This window comes from Arthrobacter sp. MAHUQ-56, from assembly GCF_019710585.1.
Taxonomy (GTDB): domain Bacteria; phylum Actinomycetota; class Actinomycetes; order Actinomycetales; family Micrococcaceae; genus Arthrobacter.
On record NZ_JAIFZQ010000010.1, the window covers coordinates 68,095 to 89,764 of the forward strand.

At 66.7% G+C, this 21,670-nt stretch carries 20 protein-coding genes; 15 read left to right on the forward strand and 5 right to left on the reverse strand.

The features are described from left to right. Positions 1 to 49: 49 nt before the first annotated feature. The 6 genes from K4G53_RS06965 to holA all read left to right on the forward strand — a co-directional run bounded on the left by K4G53_RS06965 (position 50) and on the right by holA (position 7,380). The gene (locus K4G53_RS06965; protein ID WP_221384907.1) at positions 50 to 1,030 is read left to right on the forward strand and encodes a DegV family protein; all 981 of its coding nucleotides are present in this window, start codon (positions 50 to 52) and stop codon (positions 1,028 to 1,030) included. Between the two features lie 487 nt (positions 1,031 to 1,517). Further along, positions 1,518 to 2,339 carry a hypothetical protein gene (locus tag K4G53_RS06970; RefSeq protein WP_260323376.1) on the forward strand — a complete coding sequence of 274 codons (822 nt, stop codon included), beginning with the start codon at positions 1,518 to 1,520 and terminating at the stop codon, positions 2,337 to 2,339. Positions 2,340 to 2,421: 82 nt separating this feature from the next. Further along, complete coding sequence (locus K4G53_RS06975) at positions 2,422 to 3,228, forward strand: hypothetical protein (protein ID WP_221384910.1); 807 nt, start codon at positions 2,422 to 2,424, stop codon at positions 3,226 to 3,228. Positions 3,229 to 3,384: 156 nt separating this feature from the next. Beyond that, the gene (locus tag K4G53_RS06980) at positions 3,385 to 4,272 is read left to right on the forward strand and encodes a helix-hairpin-helix domain-containing protein (protein WP_221384912.1); all 888 of its coding nucleotides are present in this window, start codon (positions 3,385 to 3,387) and stop codon (positions 4,270 to 4,272) included. Between the two features lie 298 nt (positions 4,273 to 4,570). Continuing rightward, positions 4,571 to 6,430, forward strand: a complete 1,860-nt coding sequence (locus K4G53_RS06985; RefSeq protein ID WP_308287844.1) for a ComEC/Rec2 family competence protein — start codon at positions 4,571 to 4,573, stop codon at positions 6,428 to 6,430. Beyond that, positions 6,364 to 7,380 carry a DNA polymerase III subunit delta gene (gene holA, locus K4G53_RS06990; protein ID WP_221384916.1) on the forward strand — a complete coding sequence of 339 codons (1,017 nt, stop codon included), beginning with the start codon at positions 6,364 to 6,366 and terminating at the stop codon, positions 7,378 to 7,380. The genes K4G53_RS06985 and holA overlap by 67 nt, the downstream gene beginning before the upstream one ends. 105 nt (positions 7,381 to 7,485) lie before the next feature. Here the strand turns inward: holA and rpsT are convergent, their stop codons facing one another. Further along, complete coding sequence (gene rpsT, locus K4G53_RS06995) at positions 7,486 to 7,746, reverse strand: 30S ribosomal protein S20 (RefSeq protein ID WP_221384918.1); 261 nt, start codon at positions 7,744 to 7,746, stop codon at positions 7,486 to 7,488. Between the two features lie 140 nt (positions 7,747 to 7,886). Next, positions 7,887 to 8,462 carry a type II toxin-antitoxin system PemK/MazF family toxin gene (locus K4G53_RS07000; RefSeq protein WP_221384919.1) on the reverse strand — a complete coding sequence of 192 codons (576 nt, stop codon included), beginning with the start codon at positions 8,460 to 8,462 and terminating at the stop codon, positions 7,887 to 7,889. Positions 8,463 to 8,628: 166 nt separating this feature from the next. Here K4G53_RS07000 and lepA point away from each other — a divergent pair, with 166 nt between their 5' ends. Further along, positions 8,629 to 10,482, forward strand: a complete 1,854-nt coding sequence (gene lepA / locus K4G53_RS07005; protein ID WP_221384927.1) for a translation elongation factor 4 — start codon at positions 8,629 to 8,631, stop codon at positions 10,480 to 10,482. 36 nt (positions 10,483 to 10,518) lie between these two features. Then, the gene (gene hemW, locus K4G53_RS07010) at positions 10,519 to 11,748 is read left to right on the forward strand and encodes a radical SAM family heme chaperone HemW (RefSeq protein WP_221384929.1); all 1,230 of its coding nucleotides are present in this window, start codon (positions 10,519 to 10,521) and stop codon (positions 11,746 to 11,748) included. 73 nt (positions 11,749 to 11,821) lie between these two features. Here hemW and K4G53_RS07015 read toward each other — a convergent pair whose 3' ends face one another. Next, entirely contained in the window at positions 11,822 to 12,232 is a 411-nt protein-coding gene (locus K4G53_RS07015; protein WP_221384931.1) for a DUF4870 domain-containing protein, read from the reverse strand. A 75-nt stretch (positions 12,233 to 12,307) separates the two neighbouring features. Continuing rightward, entirely contained in the window at positions 12,308 to 13,156 is an 849-nt protein-coding gene (locus K4G53_RS07020; RefSeq protein ID WP_221384933.1) for a DUF3097 domain-containing protein, read from the reverse strand. Positions 13,157 to 13,336: 180 nt separating this feature from the next. On the opposite strand from K4G53_RS07020, the gene hrcA reads away from it, so the two are divergent. From hrcA to K4G53_RS07035, 3 genes are all read left to right on the forward strand, one after another. Further along, a complete protein-coding gene (gene hrcA, locus K4G53_RS07025; RefSeq protein ID WP_221384935.1) occupies positions 13,337 to 14,350 on the forward strand; it encodes a heat-inducible transcriptional repressor HrcA in 1,014 nt (337 codons plus the stop codon). Positions 14,351 to 14,440: 90 nt separating this feature from the next. Continuing rightward, a complete protein-coding gene (gene dnaJ, locus K4G53_RS07030; protein WP_221384937.1) occupies positions 14,441 to 15,568 on the forward strand; it encodes a molecular chaperone DnaJ in 1,128 nt (375 codons plus the stop codon). A 2-nt stretch (positions 15,569 to 15,570) separates the two neighbouring features. Further along, on the forward strand, positions 15,571 to 16,350 hold the full coding sequence (locus K4G53_RS07035; protein WP_221384938.1) for a 16S rRNA (uracil(1498)-N(3))-methyltransferase: 780 nt from the start codon (positions 15,571 to 15,573) through the stop codon (positions 16,348 to 16,350). Here K4G53_RS07035 and K4G53_RS07040 read toward each other — a convergent pair. Further along, positions 16,337 to 17,257, reverse strand: a complete 921-nt coding sequence (locus K4G53_RS07040) for a GerMN domain-containing protein (RefSeq protein WP_221384940.1) — start codon at positions 17,255 to 17,257, stop codon at positions 16,337 to 16,339. The genes K4G53_RS07035 and K4G53_RS07040 overlap by 14 nt on opposite strands. Before the next feature lie 419 nt (positions 17,258 to 17,676). On the opposite strand from K4G53_RS07040, the gene K4G53_RS07045 reads away from it, so the two are divergent. The 4 genes from K4G53_RS07045 to era are packed head-to-tail and all read left to right on the forward strand — an operon-like array spanning position 17,677 to position 21,506. Beyond that, the gene (locus K4G53_RS07045; protein ID WP_221384942.1) at positions 17,677 to 18,765 is read left to right on the forward strand and encodes a PhoH family protein; all 1,089 of its coding nucleotides are present in this window, start codon (positions 17,677 to 17,679) and stop codon (positions 18,763 to 18,765) included. Beyond that, positions 18,762 to 19,235: an rRNA maturation RNase YbeY gene (gene ybeY / locus K4G53_RS07050; protein ID WP_221384949.1), complete on the forward strand. Its 474-nt coding sequence runs from the start codon at positions 18,762 to 18,764 to the stop codon at positions 19,233 to 19,235. The genes K4G53_RS07045 and ybeY overlap by 4 nt, the downstream gene beginning before the upstream one ends. Beyond that, positions 19,232 to 20,563: a hemolysin family protein gene (locus K4G53_RS07055; RefSeq protein ID WP_221384951.1), complete on the forward strand. Its 1,332-nt coding sequence runs from the start codon at positions 19,232 to 19,234 to the stop codon at positions 20,561 to 20,563. Before ybeY ends, K4G53_RS07055 begins: the two co-directional genes overlap by 4 nt. After that, positions 20,547 to 21,506, forward strand: a complete 960-nt coding sequence (gene era / locus K4G53_RS07060; protein ID WP_221384953.1) for a GTPase Era — start codon at positions 20,547 to 20,549, stop codon at positions 21,504 to 21,506. Before K4G53_RS07055 ends, era begins: the two co-directional genes overlap by 17 nt. The last annotated feature ends 164 nt before the right edge of the window (positions 21,507 to 21,670 follow it).

A 21,670-nucleotide genomic window follows, 5' to 3' on the forward strand; every position in this document is an offset into this window, starting at 1 on the left:
GCCACCGGACCTGCTCCGGTGGCCGGTCTCCACATCCGGGAGGCCCCTTTTGCCAGACAGTAATGCCGCAGCCTGGGCGTGGTTCCGGGCACGGGTGGCCGCGTTGCGGCAAACCTCCCGCGCCCCGGTCCAGGTACGCACGGCCGTGGTGACCGACTCCGCGGCTGCCCTGCCGGCGGAATGGCTGGCCGGGCTTGCCGGCGACGGCGTGCTGTCCGTGGTACCCATGCCCGTCATGGTGGGATCGGAAATTTACGGCGAGGGTGAGGACGACATCCTGGACACCATCGCCGTAGCTCTCGCCGCCGGGACCGCGGTGAAAACGTCCCGGCCGTCGCCCGGACAGTTCGAGCAGGCGTACCGGGCCGCCGAACGGCGGGGCTTCGAAGCTGTCGTATCGGTGCATATCTCTTCCGGGCTGTCCGGAACGGCGGACGCCGCACGCCTTGGGGCCGCAAAAGTCGGGATCCCGGTGGAAGTCGTCGATTCCCAGACCGTAGGCATGGCACAGGGCATGGCCGTCCAGGCTGCCGTGTCGGCTGCCCTTGCCGGCGCCGACGCTGCCACGGTTGCTGCTGCGGCCCGGGCCCAGGCAGCACAGACCAGGGTCTACTTCTACGTTCCCAGCCTGGAGCAGCTGCGCCGCGGCGGACGGATCGGAGCGGCAGCCTCGCTGCTGGGCACCATGCTTGCCATCAAGCCACTGCTGGCGGTCGACGGCGGCCGGATAGTTCCGCTGGAAAAGGTGCGTTCCGCAGCCAAGGCGGTTGCGCGCCTTGAGGAGATCGTCGCCGCGGAGGCTGCCCCGCTCCCAGGCCAGTCCGTGCGCCTGGCTGTCCACCACTTCGGCAACAGCGCCGAAGCGGAAGGCCTTGCCGCCAGGCTGGCGGCAGCTCTACCTGACTGCCCTCCCGCCCAGATCAGCTCCCTTCCCGCGGTGCTGGCCGCCCATGCCGGGCTGGGAGTCCTGGCCGTCATCGTGGGTAAACACCCTGATCCTGCCTGGGACGCCGCCGGCCTTTCCAGCTAAGGCTTTCGCCATTCGCTTGGTGCCGCCCCTTGGTGGCGGTGTTTAGGTTGCCGTTCGCGGTGTTTTCAGCAGTTGACGTCGTTTTCTTTTCCGTGGGTCCTTAGCCTCTTCTGACGCATCCTCCACGCCCATAGCATCAGCGCATCGGTACCGTCGGGTAGTTGGCGGCTTTGAGCGAATCGAGGCGAAAGCAATGTGCGCTGACCGGAATCCCGCACCTCGGCGAGGTCTCGTGCTTTGCGCAGCGCTTGCCCTTCTACTCGGGGGTTGCGGGCAAGGCGGTGCGCCCTCGTCACCAACACGGCCGCCCTCCGCCGAAGCGGGGCAGTCTTCCTCGAACAGACCAAAGCAAACTGCCTCAGCCGGGTCCGGCAGTCCGGCCTGTGACCTGATCACGCCGGAAATCGCTGCAAGAATTGATCCTGGCTTGGCTCAAATGGGTACGGGTGGAAAGCCGCCGGGAAGCCCGGCGTATTTGTGCAGCTACATGAGCAAGGCCGACAAGGTACTTGCGCTCAGCGTCTCCTTGACCTCGCCCGCGTCGGCGGCGGAGATCGACGAAACGAAAAAGACACCGGACTGCTCTGTCGTGGAGGGCCTCGGTGACTTCGCCTGCATGCAGTGGACGGGATGGTTCCAAGGAGAAGCCGGAGGGGCGTCAGCAAACACGGTGCTCACGGCTGTCCGGGGCAACGAGTCCCTCGACCTGCGCGTTGTGGCCATGCCGCCCATGTCCCCGGCAATCCCGGTGCCTGACGGTGACGCTACGGCGCGGGCACTTGCGCAGGCGCTTGTGGAGGGCGGGTGGGGCAACGGGGCTGAACTTCGTGTTCCGCCTGCGCCCCCTGTCGGTCCGAAGACTTCTACGAACAGCCCCGTCTGTGCCCTGGTCAGTGCCGATGCGCTCCGGCAGGCCTTTGGCACCACAACCCAGGCGCAGGTCCTCCCGGGTGAGGGCAACTGCCGTTACCACTTCGGCGCGCCGGGCACGCCTGGACCGGACTCACTGATGTTCTCCATCGAGTTCCATGAGGGCGGGGCTTCCCTGCTCTCAAGGGGCCTGCCGCCGGACGGCGAAAGCATTGAAGGTGTTGGCGACAAAGCCATCCTCGTTGTCCGGTCAGACCCTGGGGGACCAAAAGCCCTGCGGCCCCCGAGCGATGTACCGGTCACGATCATGTCGCTGATGGTCGCCCGCGGACAGAACATGGCCATCTTCACCGCGCAGATCCTGATCTCGCCTAGCGGGCCCACGGAAGAGCAGACGAAAGACCAGTTCATCACCCTGGTCAGGGGGATTAACTTCTGAGCCAGCCTGTCCCGTCCCAAAAAGCCGTGGAAGGCCCACATAACGGATGAGGATCCAGATGCATCGACAAGCCGGGAGAGCCGTGCGGAAGCCCACGCGTGCCGGCATTTTTGACAGAGCCGTGTTGTTGGCCGCGGGACTGCTGATCCTCACGGCGTGCGGATCCGGGACGCCGGGCGGCACCGCGTCACGCACCGATTCCAGCCCGCCCGTACCTGCCAGCGGCACCACCTCGCCGTCAGCTGAGGCCACCGCCACGCCGCAGAAGGTCCTCACCGACCAAGAGCTCATGGCTCTCAGCAGCAGAGTGCTGGAACCGCACGGAGGAAGCGTCGGGGACACCGCCATGGCCCGGAAGTCTTATACCCTAATGACCCAGCCGCCAGCGTCTGCTTCACCTTCGTCCATACTGGGCCCCACCGAACCGGCTGAGTGCAATGTATTCCACAGGTCGTGGCAGCACGAGGCGTTATTGGATCCCTCCATGGGCTTCGCGCTGGCCGAGATTTCCAACCTGGGCGAACACGGAGTCGGCATGATCCTCTTCGATGCGCGAAACGCTCCCAGGGAGGCGCTCGTCAAAGCCGATTTTGACTACAGCCAGGAGCTGATGGTTCGCTGCGCCACGTTTGACCAGGCAATCCCCTCAGCCAACGGGCCCCGGACGTTCACGATCCAGCTCCTCCCTGGGCCGGACATCGGGGACAAGGCCTACGTGACCAAGGAATCCTTTGACGGAAATGGTGTTGGGGTCGGGCTCCGCGTCCTGGCCGGAACGGTGTCCCTCGACATGGGATCGAACACAGGGGCGGCGATAACTGAGGAAGAGGCGCTGAACCTGATGTCGCAGATCGCGCAGCAGTTTGTCGAGGAGACGAAGAAGCAGTAGCACCTGCCATCACGTCGATCCTGCCGCCCAGCGGCAGGCCTGACCCGCCAGGGAGATGGGCGGCAGCAGCCGGGACGTGGGCCGCGGGGCTCGCGCTTTTCCACATAGGGACTCCGGGGTCTCCCTGATGACCTCGGGTCTCCCTACGGTGGAGCCATGTCACGCCGGGATGCTCGAGCAGCAGGTCGCCAGGCGCGGCCTGCGAGGGAGCGGCTTCAGGCGGCACTGGGGGAGTCCACTGCCGGAGCGCCGGAGGAGGGACTGGCCCTTGGCGGTTTCGAATACGGGGGAGGCGTGGAACCGGACGGAGCAGGTACCGGTGCCGGCTCCGCAGGCGGATCGGGTGGGTCGCCTGCGCTGAGGTGGCGGGTGGGGTTCCGGGCTGCCATGCTTCTGGCTGCCCTGGCGGTGGCGGCTGGCGCCTGGTTCTGGTGGCAGGCCGGCGCGGCTGACCCGAAAGTCCTGCCCTTGGGCAGCGTCAGTCCGGAAAACAGCAGCGGCCCGCCCGGAGGCGTCGCACCCGGGGACGGCACCGGCGGACCTTCCACTGATCCTGGTCCCGGGCAGCCCACGCCGGCTGCACTGGTCGTGGTCCACGTGGCCGGAGCCGTGGCCAAGCCCGGTGTCATCCGGTTGCAGCAGGGCAGCCGCATCAACGACGCCATCGCGGCCGCCGGTGGTGCCACGCCGGACGCGGACGTGAACCGGCTCAACCTTGCGCTCGTGGTGGAGGACGGCCAGAAGATCCATGTCCCGCAGCAAGGGGACCCCGCGGCGGCGGATCCCTCCGGGGCGGGTGCCTCAGCGGCGGGTGGCTCAGGTTCCTCCGGGGGACCAGCAGGCGCTGCGGGCGGAAAGATCAACCTCAATACCGCGGACGCCTCCGAGTTGGACACGCTGCCAAAAGTCGGCCCTGTGCTGGCCCAGCGGATCGTTGACTGGCGCAAGGAGCACGGCGCGTTCAAAACCGTCGAAGAGCTCGATGCAGTGGATGGCGTGGGGCCCAAAATGCTTGAGGCGTTACTGCCGCTGGTCACGGTCTAAGGCGGCCACCGTGGCAACGCAACCGGGCAGGAGGGGCAGGGATGGCGGGCAGGCGAGGTCCATCCTGGGTTCCAAACCCAACACCCCCAAGGGCCATAACAGCCCGTGGGGCCGGTACATTGAGTCCGCCGTCCGGGGTGGGGGCGCAGGGTCCAAGGCTCCGCAAGCCACAGGAAAACCGGCTTCGTCCGGGACAGCAGCTTCCTCAGGAACGCCGGCATCTCCCGGAGCTCCGTCTCCTGCACCTGCGGCGGGGCCCCCACGAATGTTCGGCCTGTCTACACGCCCCCGACAGGTAGTGCAGGGATACCGGGCGCGGGTCAAGGAACAGATCCGGGAGCGGATCGCCGAGGGCGGCAAAGCGCAGGAAGCCACTGAACCCGGTCCGCGGCGCCGCACCGACCTGCGGCTCGCCCTGCCGGCCGTGCTGGTGTGGAGTGCCTCCGTGGCAGGTCTTTGGCTGCCGCCCAAGGACCTGGCCGCCCTGTGCTGCATACTGGCAGCCCTCGGCGGCCTCTTCCTGGCTGTCGCCGCGAAAGACAGATGGAAACGAAGGGCGCGTCCCGCCGTCGCCCCCGGAACACAGCCCGGAAGCCGGCGGATTCGGCGCCGAAGCTTTTCCGCGGCCGTGGGCGTCTCCCTCGCGCTGGCCGCTGCCGCCGCCGCCCATTCTGCAACAGCCTCCAGCCAAAGGTCGGATGGGCCCCTCGCCGAAGCAGTAGCGTCCGGCAAGTCAGCCGTTGCCGTCGTCGAAGTGGCAGGCAGCCCGCGCGCTCTACCCGGGCCCGGTGGTACAGCCCAGCGGTGGGCGGTCCCGGTCTGGACCCGCGAAGTGGCCACTGGCGGCGTGCTCGTGCGCACGCGGGCGCAGCTGCTGGTCATGGGCGGCCGCGGCTGGGGCGCTGTGCTGCCAGGGCAAACCCTGCGTGCCACCGGTAAGCTGCACCACGCCGGGCACGGGAGCCCGGAAGCCGGGACCCTTGCCGCCTCGTCGGCACCCGGCAAGGCCAGCGGCGGTTCGTGGCTCGACGGTGCCGCCAGCGACCTGCGGGCGCGATTCGTAGCCGCCGCAGCCTTCCTCGGCCCGGACGCCCGGGGGCTTCTGCCCGGAATGGTCACCGGCGACACCAGTGCGCTGGACGAGGGGCTGGAAAGTGCCATGAAGCTTGTAGGCATGACGCATCTGACGGCCGTCAGCGGCGCCAACTGTTCCCTGGTCCTGGGCGCATTGCTGCTCGCGTGCCGGAGGTGCCGGTTGCCCCGCGCCCCGGCGGCCGCCGCTGCCCTCGGCGGGCTTGGGCTGTTCGTGGTGCTGGTAGGTCCGGACGCAAGTGTCCTGCGCGCCGCCCTGATGGGGGCCATTGCGGTTGCCGCGCTGGCTGGTGGCCGGTCCGGGCGGGGCCTGAGCTTCCTGTGCCTTGCGGTCATTGGGCTCCTGCTGGCCGATCCCGCGCTCGGCGCCAGCTTCGGATTCCTGCTGTCCGTGCTGGCCACGCTGGGGATCATCGTCCTGGGGCGGCGGATCATCGCCTGGATTCCCGGGGTGGTTCCGCGGTGGGCGGCGGCCGCGCTTGCGGTGCCGCTCTCGGCCCAGCTGCTCTGCGGCCCGGTCATCGTCCTCCTGCAACCGCAATTTGCCACGTATGCCCTCCTGGCCAATGTGGTGGCTTCGCCGTTGGTGGCGCCGGTAACCCTGCTCGGAACTGCGGCAGTTCCGTTGGTGGTCCTGCTGCCCTGGCTGGCCGCCGCACTGATAGCCGTGGCGGGGACTTTCAGCGCGGGGGTAGCCGCCACTGCCAGGGCTGCGGCACAACTGCCGGGTTCGTCGCTGCCATGGCCGGAAGGAGTTCCAGGGCTGCTCTCCATGGCACTCCTGTCGCTCTTGACGTTTGCCGCACTCTGGGCGGCCACCCGGCCGCGCCGGTCGCTCGCCCGGGTCCTTGCTGTCCACGCATGGATCGAGGCGGGGATCGGGCTGCTGGAGGACCGGCTTGCCAGCATCCGTGACCCCGGCAGCCCCGGCAGCTTGGACGGCGGCCCGGGACATGGCAGGCTGGGATACTCCACTAAATCTTCCGAAAGGACCCTGCGATGGCCGCCGCGCAAAAGCGGGCAACCCGCGCCCCGGCGTCGAATACCGCCTCCTGGCGCGATGTAGTCCCCGCAGCCGTGGTGCTCGTCAGCGGCCCGGAAGACTACCTGGGGATTCGCGCCATGGACAAAGTCCGGGCCCAGGTCCGGACAACGGCGCCTGACGTGGAGCTCAGCCGGATCAACGCCGCGGCGTATGAACCCGGAGCGTTGGCCATGCGGGTCAGCCCATCGCTTTTCGGCGAGAGCAAGCTGATCGAAATCGAGGCCGTGGAAGGCATGAACGATGCCTTCCTGGCCGATGCCCTGGACTACCTGCAGCATCCCGAGCCGGACGCAGTGGTGGTGCTCCGCCATGCCGGGGGAGCACGGGGCAAGAAGCTCCTCGACGCCATCAGGAAGGGCGGTTGGCCGGTGGTCGACTGCCAGCCCTTGAAGAAGGATTCCGACAAAGCCGCCTTCGTGATGGCAGAATTCAAGGCCGAGGGCCGGCGCATCAACCAGGACGCCGTCCAGGCGCTGGTCAACGCAGTAGGGGCCGATCTTTCGGAACTCGCTGCCGCCTGCAGCCAACTGATCGCGGACGCCGGAAGCACCGTCACTGCCGAAGTGGTGGACCGGTACTACGGGGGACGGATCGAAGCCACAGCCTTCAAGGTGGCCGATGCGGCGATGGCGGGAAACGCGCCTCTGGCGTTGTCCACCCTTCGGCACGCCCTCGCCACAGGAGCAGACCCGGTCCCCCTGGTGGCTGCCCTCGCGGCAAAGCTGCGGACCGTGGCAAGGGTGGCCGGGGCATCCGGTTCCTCCGCCCAGATCGCGGCGGACCTCGGGATGCAGCCCTGGCTGGTGGAGCAGGCCCAGCGGGACGTCCGCCGCTGGACGCCCGAAGGCCTGGTACGCGCCATCCAGGCCACGGCCGAAGCCGACGCGCAGGTGAAGGGGCTCTCCCGCGACCCCGTGTACGCCGTCGAACACGCCGTGACGGTGATCGCCATGTCCGTCCAGGGCAGGTAAGCCACCGGCGCAGTCCCGCCCAGGAACCTCAAGAACGGTTTAAAGGCGTGTGGCCGGTACCCGCAGGTACCGGCCACATCCATCAGTTCGTGGGAACTGGAAACGTTACAGTGCGTTGACCTTCTTGGAGATCGCCGACTTGCGGTTCGCTGCGTTGTTCTTGTGCAGAACACCCTTGCTGACAGCCTTGTCCAGCTTGCGGCTGGCAGCAACGAGCGCAGTAGTAGCAGCTTCCTTGTCAGCGGACTCAACGGCGGTGTTGACGGCGCGGATGGCAGTCTTCAGCTCGGACTTGACTGCGTTGTTGCGCAGGCGAGCCTTCTCGTTGGTCAGGATGCGCTTCTTCTGGGACTTGATATTCGCCACGTGTGAACTCTCTTTGTAATGCGGAAATGGTCTAGAGGGCTTTCAGGCTGGCCTTGACTGAGCGGCGTGGGGATACCTATGGCGGCCAACCATCAGTGACCGTCGACCTGCACGGACACACAGCTATAAAGAATAGCAGGTCAGCCGCGTGCGTGGCCATTCTGGCTGCCGGTCCAGCCGTGTCGGCGGCGCAGTCCGGCGGCGACGGCTTCGAACCGCTCCCGGTCCAGCACCGCCCCCTCGCGGCGGATGCTGTCCGCCCGGATCTGCAGGACGCGGTCCAGCCGGACCTCGCTGGGCCTGTCCTGCCGGTCCCAGCCGCCCGCGCCGAGGTCGACGTAATCGCTGCTTGTGGATGCAGCGGGAACCCGGTCCCTGCTGGTGAGCATGAGCGCCAGCAGGTACGGGCCGTTATGCCCCACGATGAGCACCGGGCGGTCCTTGCCCCTGGTGTGGTCCTCTTCGTACGGAACCCAGGTCCACACCACTTCACCCGGGTCCGGATCACCATCGGGCCTGGGCGCGTACCTGATGGTGGCGCTGCCGCTGAAATCCCCGGGATAGGAGGAACCGGCCGGGGACGTTGCAGGACTGGGCGGGGAGGTGCTGGATGAGGGCCGCCGGGCCTTGGATGCTGTCTCCGGCCGAGCGGGCTTGGCCAGCAGCCGCAGGCCTGCCCGGACGGCGTTTCCCAGGGTGCGCAGATTGATCGCCATCCCGTCAGCCTATAGCCGTGGCATCCACCCGACGGTGCTGGCCGATGATGCGGTGCAAGCGGCCAGGACGTGGGACACTGGAGGTTGAAGAAAAGCGGTTCATGCGCGGGTGCCCTTTGGGGTGCGTGGCGGAGGGCCGCGGAAAATCCAACAGTAAGGACCCTGCGTGTCTCCCATGGCCCGCACCGCACCGGTGCCCGCCGCGACAGATCCGGCCATTATTCGGAACTTCTGCATCATCGCGCACATCGACCACGGCAAGTCCACCCTGGCCGACCGCATGCTGCAGTCCACCGGAGTGGTGCAGGCACGCGATATGAAGGCACAGTACCTGGACCGGATGGACATCGAGCGCGAACGCGGCATCACCATCAAATCCCAGGCCGTGCGCATGCCCTGGGAAGTGGACGGCGTCAGCTACGCACTGAACATGATCGACACCCCGGGCCACGTGGACTTCACCTACGAAGTGTCCAGGTCCCTGGCGGCCTGCGAGGGAGCGGTCCTGCTGGTGGATGCTGCCCAGGGCATCGAAGCCCAGACTCTCGCCAACCTCTACCTCGCCATGGAAAACGATCTCACCATCATTCCGGTGCTGAACAAGATCGACCTTCCTGCCGCGCAGCCGGAAAAGTACGCCGCGGAACTTGCCAACCTGATCGGCGGCAACCCCGAGGACGTCCTCCTGGTGTCCGGCAAGACCGGCGTCGGGGTTGAGGCGCTGCTGGACAAGATCGTCACGGACCTGCCCGCGCCGGTCGGCGATGCTGACGCACCCGCCCGCGCCATGATCTTCGACTCCGTCTATGACACCTACCGCGGCGTGGTGACCTACGTGCGGGTGGTGGACGGCATGCTGCACCCCCGCGAACGCATCCAGATGATGTCCACCAAGGCGTCCCACGAACTCCTGGAGATCGGCGTCAGCTCACCGGAACCCACCCCGTCCAAGGGGCTCGGCGTCGGCGAGGTGGGCTACCTGATCACGGGTGTGAAGGACGTCCGCCAGTCCAAGGTCGGTGACACGGTCACGAACCTGGCCAAGCCGGCGTCGGAATCCCTGGGCGGCTACGCGGACCCCAAGCCGATGGTGTTCTCCGGCCTCTACCCCCTGGACGGTACGGACTACCCGGTCCTGCGCGACGCCCTGGACAAGCTCAAGCTCAACGACGCCGCCCTGGTCTACGAGCCCGAGACGTCCGCCGCGCTGGGCTTTGGCTTCCGCGTCGGCTTCCTGGGCCTGCTGCACCTGGAGATCGTCCGGGAACGCCTGGAGCGCGAGTTCAACCTGGACCTGATTTCCACGGCCCCCAACGTGGTCTATGAGGTGACCCTCGAGGACAAGAGCGTCCTGACCGTCACCAACCCGAGCGAATTCCCCGCCGGAAAGATCAAGGAAGTCCGCGAACCCATGGTGTCCGCCACCATCCTGGCGCCCAATGAGTTCGTGGGCGCCATCATGGAGCTGTGCCAGGGCCGCCGCGGCCAAATGAAGGGCATGGACTACCTTTCGGAGGACCGGGTGGAGCTGCGCTACTGGATCCCGCTGGCGGAAATCGTCTTCGATTTCTTCGACCTCCTCAAGTCCAAGACGCGCGGCTACGCCTCGCTGGACTGGAAAGCCGACGGCGAACAGGTGGCCGACCTGGTCAAGGTGGACATCCTGCTCCAAGGCGAACAGGTGGACGCCTTCAGCGCCATCACCCACAAGGACAAGGCGTACGCCTACGGCGTGATGATGACCAGCAAGCTGCGCGAACTCATTCCGCGCCAGCAGTTCGAGGTGCCCATCCAGGCCGCCATCGGCTCACGGATCATCGCCCGCGAAAGCATCCGCGCCATCCGCAAGGACGTGCTGGCCAAGTGCTACGGCGGTGACATCTCCCGTAAGCGGAAGCTGCTGGAGAAGCAAAAAGAAGGCAAGAAGCGTATGAAGATGGTGGGCCGGGTGGAGGTTCCCCAGGAAGCCTTCATCGCCGCCCTGACCACTGACGAGTCCAAGGACAAGGCCAAGAAGTAGTGAACACCGCGTCCGGATGCACCGGAGGCCCCTGCAGTGCCTAGCACCCTGCCCCTCGGCGACCCCGCCCCGCCGGACGGTATCCTGCCCCCGCAGGCAGCGGACGGTGCGGGGGACCGTGCGTTCGGGCTCTATGTCCACATCCCGTTCTGCGCTGTCCGCTGCGGATACTGCGACTTCAATACCTACACCGCTACAGAGCTTGGCGGCGGCGCCTCCCAGGATGCCTATGCCCGGACGGCTGTTTCCGAGGTGCAGCTGGCCGGCAAGGTGCTCGTGGCCTCAGGCGTGCCGGAACGGAAGCTCAGCACGGTGTTCTTCGGCGGCGGCACTCCCACCCTGCTGCCTGCTGACGACCTCGCTCTGATCCTGCGGTCCGCCATTGACCAATGGGGCATCGAGGATGGGGCGGAGGTCACCACCGAGGCCAACCCTGATTCGGTCACGCCGGAATCCCTCGGCGTCCTCAAGGACGCGGGCTTCACCCGTGTGTCATTCGGCATGCAGTCCGCAGTCCCGCATGTGCTCAAGGTACTGGACCGGACCCACACCCCAAGCCGGGTGCCGCAGGTGGTCCAGTGGGCACGCGATGCGGGCCTCGCCGTCAGCCTGGACCTCATTTATGGGACACCGGGGGAGTCCCTGGCTGACTGGCGGTGCTCGCTTGAAACCGCTTTGTCGTACCAGCCGGACCACATCAGCGCCTATGCGCTGATCGTTGAAGACGGCACCAAGCTGGCGGCGCAGATGCGCCGGGGCGAGGTCCCGGGCATTGACGACGACGACCACGCCGACAAGTATGAGCTCGCCGACCAGCTGATCGCCGAGGCCGGCCTGGGCTGGTACGAGGTCAGCAACTGGGCACGCACACCGGAGCAGGCGTGCCGCCACAATCTCGCCTACTGGCGGGGAGACGACTGGTGGGGGATCGGCCCCGGTGCGCATTCCCATGTGGGCGGGGTCCGCTGGTGGAACGTCAAGCACCCCTCCGCCTACGCCAACCGCCTGTCCCAAGGGCTGTCGCCGGCCGCCGGCAGGGAGACCCTGGATCCGGAAACCCGGCGGCTGGAACGGGTGATGCTTGAGGCGCGCCTGCAGTCCGGACTCGAGGTCTCCGCGCTCAGCGCAGCGGGGCGGCACGAGGTGGCCGGCCTCATCGCCGACGGACTGGTGGAACCCGCTGCCGCGTTCCGCGGCCGCCTGGTCCTCACACTGAAGGGCAGGCTCCTCGCGGACGCGGTGGTCCGGCGCATCCTGCCGGACTAATCCCCACCCGCCCCCTAACCTCGCAAGCTCGGTCAGGGAACCCTGCGGGTGTGGGCCCCAAAGTCTTTTGAGGTCATTTGATCCAGCGCAGGTTGTAGGGGTAGCGGTGCGGCTGGCCGCGGTTCACATGGATGCCGGCCGCTACCGAGAAGCAGGTGAGGGCGACCCAGATCAGCGTGGCGATCACGGCGAAGATGTTGCCGACCACGGGAACGAACACCAGGATGTTGGCCAGTACCGCGGCGATGGTGGGCGGCAGGCTGAAGTTCAGGGCCTCTTTGGATTCCTGCGCGGTGAAGGGGCCACGGTCCCGGAAGATCAGGTAGATCAGCAGTGCGGGAACACATCCCAGGATGCCGCCAAAGTGTGCCAGGGTTGCCCACTGGCGGTCTTCACTGGCCGTGAGCGGCAGGGCGTTGGCCGGCACGCCATGGTACTCGGAACGGCCCTGGCCGTCCCTGTGATCACGTGCGTTTTCTGCCACAGTCTGTTTCCTTCGGGGGTGCAAGTTTTGCTGACTACTACCAAGAATACTGTCTCTTGGGGCGGCGTCCGGCCTTCAGGGCACGGTGAGGAAGTCGATCACTTCCTCCACCCTGCCGAGCAGCGAGGGCTCCAGGTCTGCGTAGGTACGGACGGCGCCCAACAGCTTCTGCCATCCGAGCCCGACGTCCTCCTTGGTTGCATGGGGCCAGCCAAAGGCTTTCAGGATGCCGGTCTTCCAGTCCTGGCCGCGGGGGACGGCGGGCCATCGGTCGATCCCCAGGACGGCCGGCCGGATCGCCTGCCAGACATCGACGTAGGGGTGGCCGACAATCAGCACGTTCCCGGCGGCGCCGGGCGAGGCCATCACTGCGTCCGCGATGCGGGATTCCTTCGAATTGGGCACCAGGTGGTCCACCAGGACGCCGAGGCGCCTGGCCGGCCCGGGGCGGAAGTCGGCCACCGCCGCGGCAAGGTCGTCGATGCCGTGCAGGGGCTCGACGACGATGCCCTCCACGCGGAGGTCGTCGCCCCAGACTTTCTCCACAAGTTCGGCGTCGTGTTTGCCCTCCACCCAGATCCGGCTCGCCTTGGCCACCTGGGCACGCTGGCCTTCGACCCGCACCGATCCCGATGCCGTCCTGCCTGCGGGCACGCCCGCAGCGGCCCGCGGCGCCGGAGGCATCAGCCGGATGGCTTGGCCGTCCAGGAGGAACCCGAAGCCCAGCCGGAAGGAACGGGACTTGCCGCGCCGGTCCTCCAACGCCACCACGTGCATGCCGCCAGACTTCTCCACGCGGGTCACGGCACCCACCCAGCCCGACTGGACGTCCTCGAGCACCATCCCGCGTTCAACAGGAACTTCGGGCAGCTCCGCGCGGACCGGCGCGGACATGTCCCGGGGGCCCCAGTTCTGGTAATCCATGGATGTGATCCGCCTAGCGCTAGGTAGTGAGCACCGGAATTTCGCCCGGAGCGGTACCAATGCTAACAACGCGCGGCGGCATAATAGACTGTTAGCACTGAGGCATGTCGAGTGCTAAACCCTTGTTGGTGGCAGCATGCAGGCGGGGCGGAGGCCCCGGACCATGGATGGAGGTGGAGAGTGAGCGAGCCACGCAAACTGGAAGTACTGCGGGCCATCGTGGAGGATTACGTCCACTCCCGCGAGCCGGTCGGTTCCAAGGCCCTGGTGGAGCGGCATCATCTTGGGGTCTCCAGCGCCACCATCCGCAACGACATGGCGGCCCTGGAGGATGAGGGCCTGATCACGGCGCCGCATACCAGCGCCGGACGCATCCCCACCGACAAGGGCTACCGGCTGTTCGTGGACCAGATTTCGGCGGTCAAGCCACTCTCCGCCGCGGAGCGCCGCGCCATCCAGTCCCTGCTTGAGGGGTCTGACGACCTCGATGACGTGCTGGACCGCACCGTCCGTCTGCTTGCGCAGCTCACCAACCAGGTGGCCGTAGTCCAGTACCCCCACCTGAGCAGGGCCCTGGTCCGCCACATCGAATTCGTCCTGCTTGCCCCGCGTAAGGTCCTCGTGGTCCTGATCGCCAACAGCGGCAAAGTGGAGCAACGGGTCATCGACGTCGGACAGGACCTTGGCGACGACGTGCTGGCGGCCCTGCGCACGCGTTTCCTCGGGGCCCTGGCCGGCACACCGCTGAGCCAGCTCAGCCAGGCGCTTCCCGCCGTCGTCGCCGCTGCCGCCCCGTCCCAGCGGCAGGCGGCCCACGCGCTGGCCCATGGCCTTGAGGCGTTGGCGCAAAGCAGCCGGGAGGACCGGATGGTGATGGCCGGCACCGCCAACCTCGCCAGGTCCAACGTGGACTTCCCGCTCAGCATCGGCCCGGTGCTTGAGGCGCTGGAGGAGCAGGTGGTGATGCTGCGGCTGCTGAGCGAGATGGCCCAGGACCACCGTGGTGTGGCCGTCAGCATCGGGAGGGAAAACCCGTATGACGGGCTCGCCGAGGCCTCCGTTGTGGCCACCGGCTACGGGCCGGACAGTGCCGCAAAAGTAGGGATCCTCGGCCCCACAAGGATGGACTATCCCACCACCATGGCCGCGGTGAGGGCCGTGGCGCGTTACCTTTCCAGGATTCTGGGGCCCTGACCCCGTCATGCCGGCCGCTGGTTGTTGCGGTGGCCGGCTAAGGCCGGGCAGCCCCAGTACATGCAGTACAACAAGGAAGAGATACGAACTTTGAGCAGCCACTATGACGTCCTAGGAGTCTCGCCGGAGGCGACGGGAGAAGAGATCAAGAAGGCCTACCGCAAGCTGGCCCGCACCCTTCACCCGGACGTAAACCCCGGTGCGGACGCTGCGGAGCGCTTCAAGGCAGTAACTCACGCCTATGAGGTCCTCTCCGACCCCCAGAAGCGCCGTGTCTACGACACCACGGGCAACGAGAACGGGACGGACAATGGATTCGGCGGAGCCGGCTACGCGGGCCAGGGCTTTGCCTTCCAGGATATCTTCGACACCTTCTTCGGTGCCGGCGGCACGTCCGGCCCGGCATCCCGTGTACGCCGGGGCCAGGACGCCCTGATCTCTGTCCGCATCGACCTGCGGGACGCCGTGTTCGGCGTCAACAAGAAGCTTGAAGTGGATACCGCGGTTGTCTGTCCCACCTGCGACGGATCCTGCTGCCGCCCCGGAACCCAGCCGGAGCGCTGCGACATCTGCGGCGGCAGTGGCCAGGTGCAGCGGGCAGTCCGCTCCATCCTGGGCCAGGTCATGACGGCAGCGCCCTGCGGTACCTGCGAAGGATTCGGCACGGTCATCAAGGACCCGTGCAACGAATGCAGCGGCCAGGGCCGCATCCGCAGCCGCCGTTCGCTGACCATCAAGGTTCCCGCCGGCGTGGCCACCGGAACCCGCATCCAGCTCGCCGGGCAGGGTGAAGCCGGCCCTGCCGGCGGTCCCGCCGGTGACCTCTACGTGGAAATCCGCGTCAACAACGACGCCACCTACGTTAGGGAAGGCGACGACCTGCACGCCACCTTGCATATCCCCATGACGGCCGCGGCCCTGGGCACGGACGTCAGCCTGGAAACGTTCGACGGCACCCAGGAGATCGACGTCAAGCCCGGGACCCAGTCGGGGGAGATCATCACCCTGCGCGGCCTTGGGGTCACCCACCTGCGCGGGTACGGCCGCGGCGACCTGAAGGTCCACCTCCAGGTGGACACCCCGGCCAAACTGGATTCCCAGCAGGAGGACCTCCTGCGGCAGCTTGCCAAGCTGCGCGGTGAACAGATCACCGAGGGCAAGCTCGCTGCCAGTGGCGGCATGTTCGCCAAGCTTCGGGACCGGCTCGGTAACCTGTAACGGTGAGCAACCCCGTCTTCTTCACCGCCGCAGGCGCCCTGGACGGCTTGGTCCCCGGTGGACTGTTCGTCCTCGAAGGGCCGGAGGCGCGGCACGCGGTCACCGTCAAACGGCTTTCACCGGGTGAGGCCGTGGACATTGTCGACGGCGCCGGCACCCGCATGACGGGGAAGGTCGTTTCGGCCGCGCCCTCCGGCCTTGAGGTGGAGTGCGTAACCGTGGCGGCAGAACCCCGCCCGGACATCCGACTGGTGCTGGTCCAGGCCCTGGCGAAGGGTGACCGGGATGAACTGGCCATCGAAACGGCCACCGAACTGGGCATTGATGCCGTCATACCGTGGCAGTCCGAACGGTCCATCGTGCGGTGGAAAGGCGACCGGGCAGCCCGCGCCCACGCCAAGTGGCAGTCCTCCGTAGCCGCGGCGGCAAAGCAGGCGCGGCGGGCGTGGATCCCGGATGTCCGGCCCGCCGTCGAGTCCGCCGGGCTGCGCGCGGCCGTAGAAGCGGCGGACCTTGCGGTGATCCTGCACGAGGACGCCGTGCGGCCGCTGCGCTCCGTCCTCGAAGCATGGCCTGGCCGCGGCAGCGAGGGCCCACGGGAGGTTTTGCTGATCGTTGGTCCCGAGGGCGGCATCAGCCCACGTGAAGTAACGAAGCTCTGCAGCGCGGGCGCCGTTACCGCCCTGCTGGGGCACCATGTCCTGCGCTCGTCAACGGCCGGCCCGGCCGCCGTCGTGCTTGCCAGCGACGTCCTGGGCCTGTGGGCTGCTAGCGAACCGTAAAGGTGCGCGTGTCCTCGTTCCGGTCCGGCTCGCCGCCGGAACCGGCCTGCCCCACCCGCAGTTCGTAATCGCCGGGAGGCAGGGTGAGGGCGAGAGTGAAGGCGCCCGCCTGCCCCTGCTCCGCTGCGGCGGTGGTCTCGCCGGTCAGGAAAGGTGTCTTGCTGCCGCCGTCCGCCGCTTGCAGGATCTGCCAGTGCAGCTTGCTGCCGGGGGAGGTGCTGCGTCCGGTGATCTTGATGCTGCCTCCGGGTACCTCCGCGTCCTCCTGGGGATCGATGATCCACACCGGCGCCACCAGTCCGGCGGCGCGGGTCATCAGGGCACCCAGCTGCACATGCCCGAACGCCACATAGTCCGTGTGTCCGTCCACCAGGATCCGGACGCGGATCTGCTGTCCGGTATCGATCAGCCCCGAACTCGCGGCGGCCGCAGTGGCCGTATAGATCAGCTGCTGGATGGCGCGGGCGGCCATGTCGGCGTCGAGGTTGCTGTTGAAGGCGTCCGCGGAGACGTCAACGGTGATGACATCCTTGCCCGAGATCGACGTGGCGAGCTTGCCGGGGTTCTGCCACGGCGTGAAGAAATCCGGGTCAAGGGGCTTGTCCGACATCATGGCCCGCAGGGCACGCGTTACCGGGTTCTCCTGCTCCGGAACGTCCCGGAACTCGCGGTACAGGAAGATGTTGCCCCCGCTGCGGCCAATCCAGTACACCGGGGCCTTGTTCGAAGACTGCGTGGTCTCCAGCGGCGCGCTGGTGGCGGGACCATCCGGCATGGTGCCGCCCGTGGCGGGCACTGAGGCGAGCGAGCGGGAGGGCGTCGGGCCCCCTTCGGCCGTGCAGCCCGACAGCACCGGAACGAGGACGAGGACTCCTGCCAGGACGACGGGGCGCACCCGGCCCGCCATTCGTCCAGCCCATGAGGGCGCAGAGGTTTCCGGCACTTCCTTGCCCTTGTCCTTTCGTGGCGTGGCGGGCCGATCCCCTGACGGCCTGGTGTCCCAGCAGACGCTGGATTTCCAGCATGGCACAGCCGCCGGTGCGCCCGCGCGGTGATTAGGCTGTACCCGCCCAACTGCAACGGTAACGATATGAGCCCGATATGAAGTTGATACAAACCGTCCCTCATGCCAAGCGGACGGTCCGTGTCCGCCGCCGGAGAGCCGCGGGGCTCCCGCACTTCAACACCGGCGCGTCATCCGCCCCCGGTGCATGCTGACGTAAGATAAATGGATCGCTGAACTTGGCGCCGTGCAGCGGCCGCCGGCGAAGCAAACGAAAACATATGCCGAACTTCGAGGGGACCACGGGCCTGCGGGCCAGCACCATGACTGAATCAGCAAACGGCAGGCGGCGGCTCAACACGGGCGAAGGCAGCCCGGGGGAATTTCCCCATTCCCTTCCCGGCATCCGCACTGAAGTTGTCCTTTTCGAGAACTCAGACCAGATGGTTCAATCCCTCGGCAGCCATGATGAGGCCTTGAGGTTCATCGAGGAGCAATTTCCGGACGTCAACTTCCATGCGCGCGGCAACGAGCTTTCCATCAGCGGCCCCAGCAGTGATGTTCCCCGGATCATGCGGCTCCTCCAGGAAGTCCGCGGGCTGGTGGCCCGCGGCACGGTCATCACCCCGGCTGTCCTGCAGCAGCTCGCAGCGCTCCTGCGCACCCAGTCCCTGCAGAACCCGGTGGACGTGCTGACCCACGACATCCTCTCCAGCCGTGGCAGGACCATCCGTCCCAAAACGCTGAACCAAAAAAACTATGTCGACTCCATCGATGCCAACACGGTCATCTTCGGCATCGGCCCTGCCGGAACCGGCAAGACCTACCTCGCCATGGCCAAAGCTGTCCAGGCGCTGCAGCAAAAAGAGGTCAGCCGCATCATCCTCACCCGCCCGGCGGTAGAGGCGGGGGAGCGGCTGGGTTTCCTGCCGGGGACGCTGAGCGACAAGATCGACCCTTACCTGCGTCCGCTCTACGACGCCCTCCACGACATGATGGACCCAGAGTCCATCCCGCGGCTGATGGCCGCCGGCACCATCGAAGTGGCACCGCTGGCCTACATGCGCGGACGGACCCTCAATGACGCCTTCATCATCCTGGACGAGGCTCAGAACACTACGCCCGAGCAGATGAAGATGTTCCTGACGAGGCTCGGTTTCGGCTCCAAAATGGTGGTCACCGGGGACGTCACCCAGGTGGATCTGCCGTTCGGCACCCGGTCGGGGCTGCGCATCGTGGAGGAAATCCTGCAGGGCATAGAGGGCGTCAACTTCTCCGTCCTGGACGCCGCCGACGTCGTCCGCCACCGGCTCGTGGGGGACATCGTCAATGCCTACAGCCTCTGGGACGAAGTCCAGCGGAACAGGGTCAAGCACTCAGCAAGCAGGGAAAAGCGGGGGGAACACGCGTGAGCATTGAGGTGAACAACGAATCCGGTGTCCAGGTTGAGGAAGCCGAACTTGTTGCGTTGTCCCGTTACATCTTCGAACAGCTCTACATCCATCCCCAGGCCGAGCTGTCCATCCTCCTGGTGGACGAACCGGCGATGGAAAAGCTGCACATCGAGCTGATGGACGAACCGGGTGCCACCGATGTCCTGTCGGTGCCCATGGATGAGCTCACCCCGGGAACCCCCGACCGGCCCACGCCGCAGGGGATGCTGGGGGACATTGCGATCTGCCCGCAGGTTGCCAAGGTGCAGGCCAAAAACGCGGGCCACTCCCTGCAGGACGAAATGCTGCTGCTGACCACCCACGGGATCCTGCACCTGCTCGGCTACGACCATGCCGAACCGGAAGAAAAAGCGGAGATGTTCGGGCTCCAGCGGGAACTGCTGTCCGGCTTCACCGGCAAAGAAGCACCCGCCGAGACAACCCAGTGACGCAACTGCTCCTGGTCGCGATGGCATTGGTGTTCCTTGCCGTCGCGGCAGTGCTGACGGCAGCGGAAGCCGCTTTCAGCTTCCTTCCTCGCCACGACGCCGAACAGGCCCTGCTGAGAAGCCGCGGGACTGCCATGCGCCGGATCCTTGCCCAGCCGGTAGCCCACACGCGGGCACTGAGATTCTGGCGGGTCTGGTTCGAGATGGCTTCCGCAGTGGCCGTCGCGGTCCTCGTTTCAAGCCTGCTGGACAACGTCTGGCTGGCGGGACTGGTGGCCACCGGCATCATGGCGCTGCTGGGATTCGTCATAGTGGGTGTTTCGCCGCGCCAGATTGGGCGGCTCCATTCCACCGCCGTCGTCCGCTTCACGGCGCCCATGGTCCGCTTCCTGACAAGCATCCTCGGACCCATCCCCGGCTGGCTCGTGGCACTGGGCAGTTCTGCAGCCCCCGGCGCGCCCGGGGGCGATGATGCATTCTTCAGTGAGCAGGAATTCCGTGAGCTCCTGGACCGGGCCAGCGAATCGGACATGATCGAGGACACCGAAGCGGAAATGATCCAGTCCGTGTTCGATTTCGGCGATACGCTCGTCCGCGCCGTCATGGTGCCGAGGACGGACATCGTCACCATTGACGCCGGCTCCAGCCTTCGCCAGGCCATGTCCCTGTTCCTGCGCTCCGGGTATTCCCGAATCCCCGTCATCAGCGAAAACACTGACCACATCCTGGGCATCATCTACCTCAAGGACGTTGCCGCCGCCATCCACCAGTTGGCTGCGGACGAGGAACAGCCGGTGGTGGAGGCCCTGGCCCGCGAAGTGCGGTACGTGCCCGAATCCAAGCCCGTCAGCGACCTCCTGCGGGAGCTCCAGAAGGAATCCACGCACGTGGCCATCGTGATCGACGAGTACGGCGGCACTGCCGGCCTGGTCACCCTTGAGGACCTGATCGAGGAAATTGTCGGGGAAATCGTCGACGAATATGACACCGAGAGCGCCGAAGCCGTAGCGCTGGGCGACGGCTCCTACCGTGTCAGCGCGCGGATGGGCATCGATGACCTTGGTGAGCTGTTCGATCTCGAGCTCGACGACGACGAGGTGGACACCGTGGGTGGCCTCCTCGCCAAGGCCCTGGGCCGTGTTCCCATCGTGGGAAGCAGCATGGAAGTACAGGGCGTGTCGCTGCGCGCCGACAGGCTGGAAGGCCGCCGGAACCGGGTAAGCCACATCATTGCGGCGCCGGTGCCAAGAGTAGAGACTGACCTTGAAGGCCTCCTGGAAGAGGCCGAAGCAACCCAGCAGGGAGTTCCCCGTGAGCAAGAAAAATAAGGATGCAGCCGCCGAGGACTTCGGCGGTTTCCGCGCCGGTTTCTCGGTACTCGTCGGACGGCCTAACGCGGGCAAGTCCACGTTGACGAACGCGCTGGTCGGCAAGAAAGTGGCCATCACATCCGCGAAGCCGCAAACGACGCGCCACACCATCAGGGGCATCGTCCACCGCGAGGACGCCCAGCTGATCCTGGTGGACACCCCGGGCCTGCACCGCCCGCGCACCCTCCTCGGCAAGCGGCTCAATGACCTTGTCGCCGACACGCTGTCCGAGGTTGACGCCATCGGATTCTGCCTCCCGGCCAACGAAAAGATCGGCCCCGGCGACAAGTTCATCGCAGCGCAGCTCGCCGCGGTGGGACGCAAGCCTGTGGTGGCCATCGTGACGAAGGCGGACCTGGTGGACCGCCAGCAGCTCACGGAACAGCTCCTCGCCGTCGCCGAGCTCGGACGCGAAGTCATGGGGGAGGACGGCTGGAAGGACATCGTCCCTGTCTCGGCAACTGACGGCTTCCAGGTGGAAACGGTGGCCGACGTGCTGATCAGCCACATGCCGCCGTCGCCGCCGCTGTACCCGGACGGTGAACTGACGGACGAACCCGAAGCCGTGATGGTGGCGGAGCTGATCCGCGAAGCTGCGCTGGAAGGCGTCCGTGATGAACTTCCCCATTCCCTCGCCGTGGTGGTCGAGGAGATTGTTCCCCGGGAGGACCGGCCTGAGGACAATCCGCTGCTGGATGTGCGCGTTAACCTCTACGTGGAGCGACCCTCGCAAAAGGCCATCATCATCGGCAAGGGCGGGAGCAGGCTCCGCGAAGTGGGCACCAACGCCCGCAAGGGCATCGAAGCCCTCCTGGGCACGCGCATCTATCTTGACCTCCACGTCAAGGTGGCGAAGGACTGGCAGCGGGACCCCAAACAGCTCGTCAAACTGGGTTTCTAACCCCTAGCGGCCCTCTTGGGGGCCAACCCCTTAATTTACAGACTGGACCACTAAAATGGACCGGATTCGTCTTTAGAGGAAGGTTCACCACGTGGGTCGAGGCCGCGATACACGCGACAACGAGGCTGATGTGCCTGCCGGACCGGGGCCCGTGTCCCGCCACG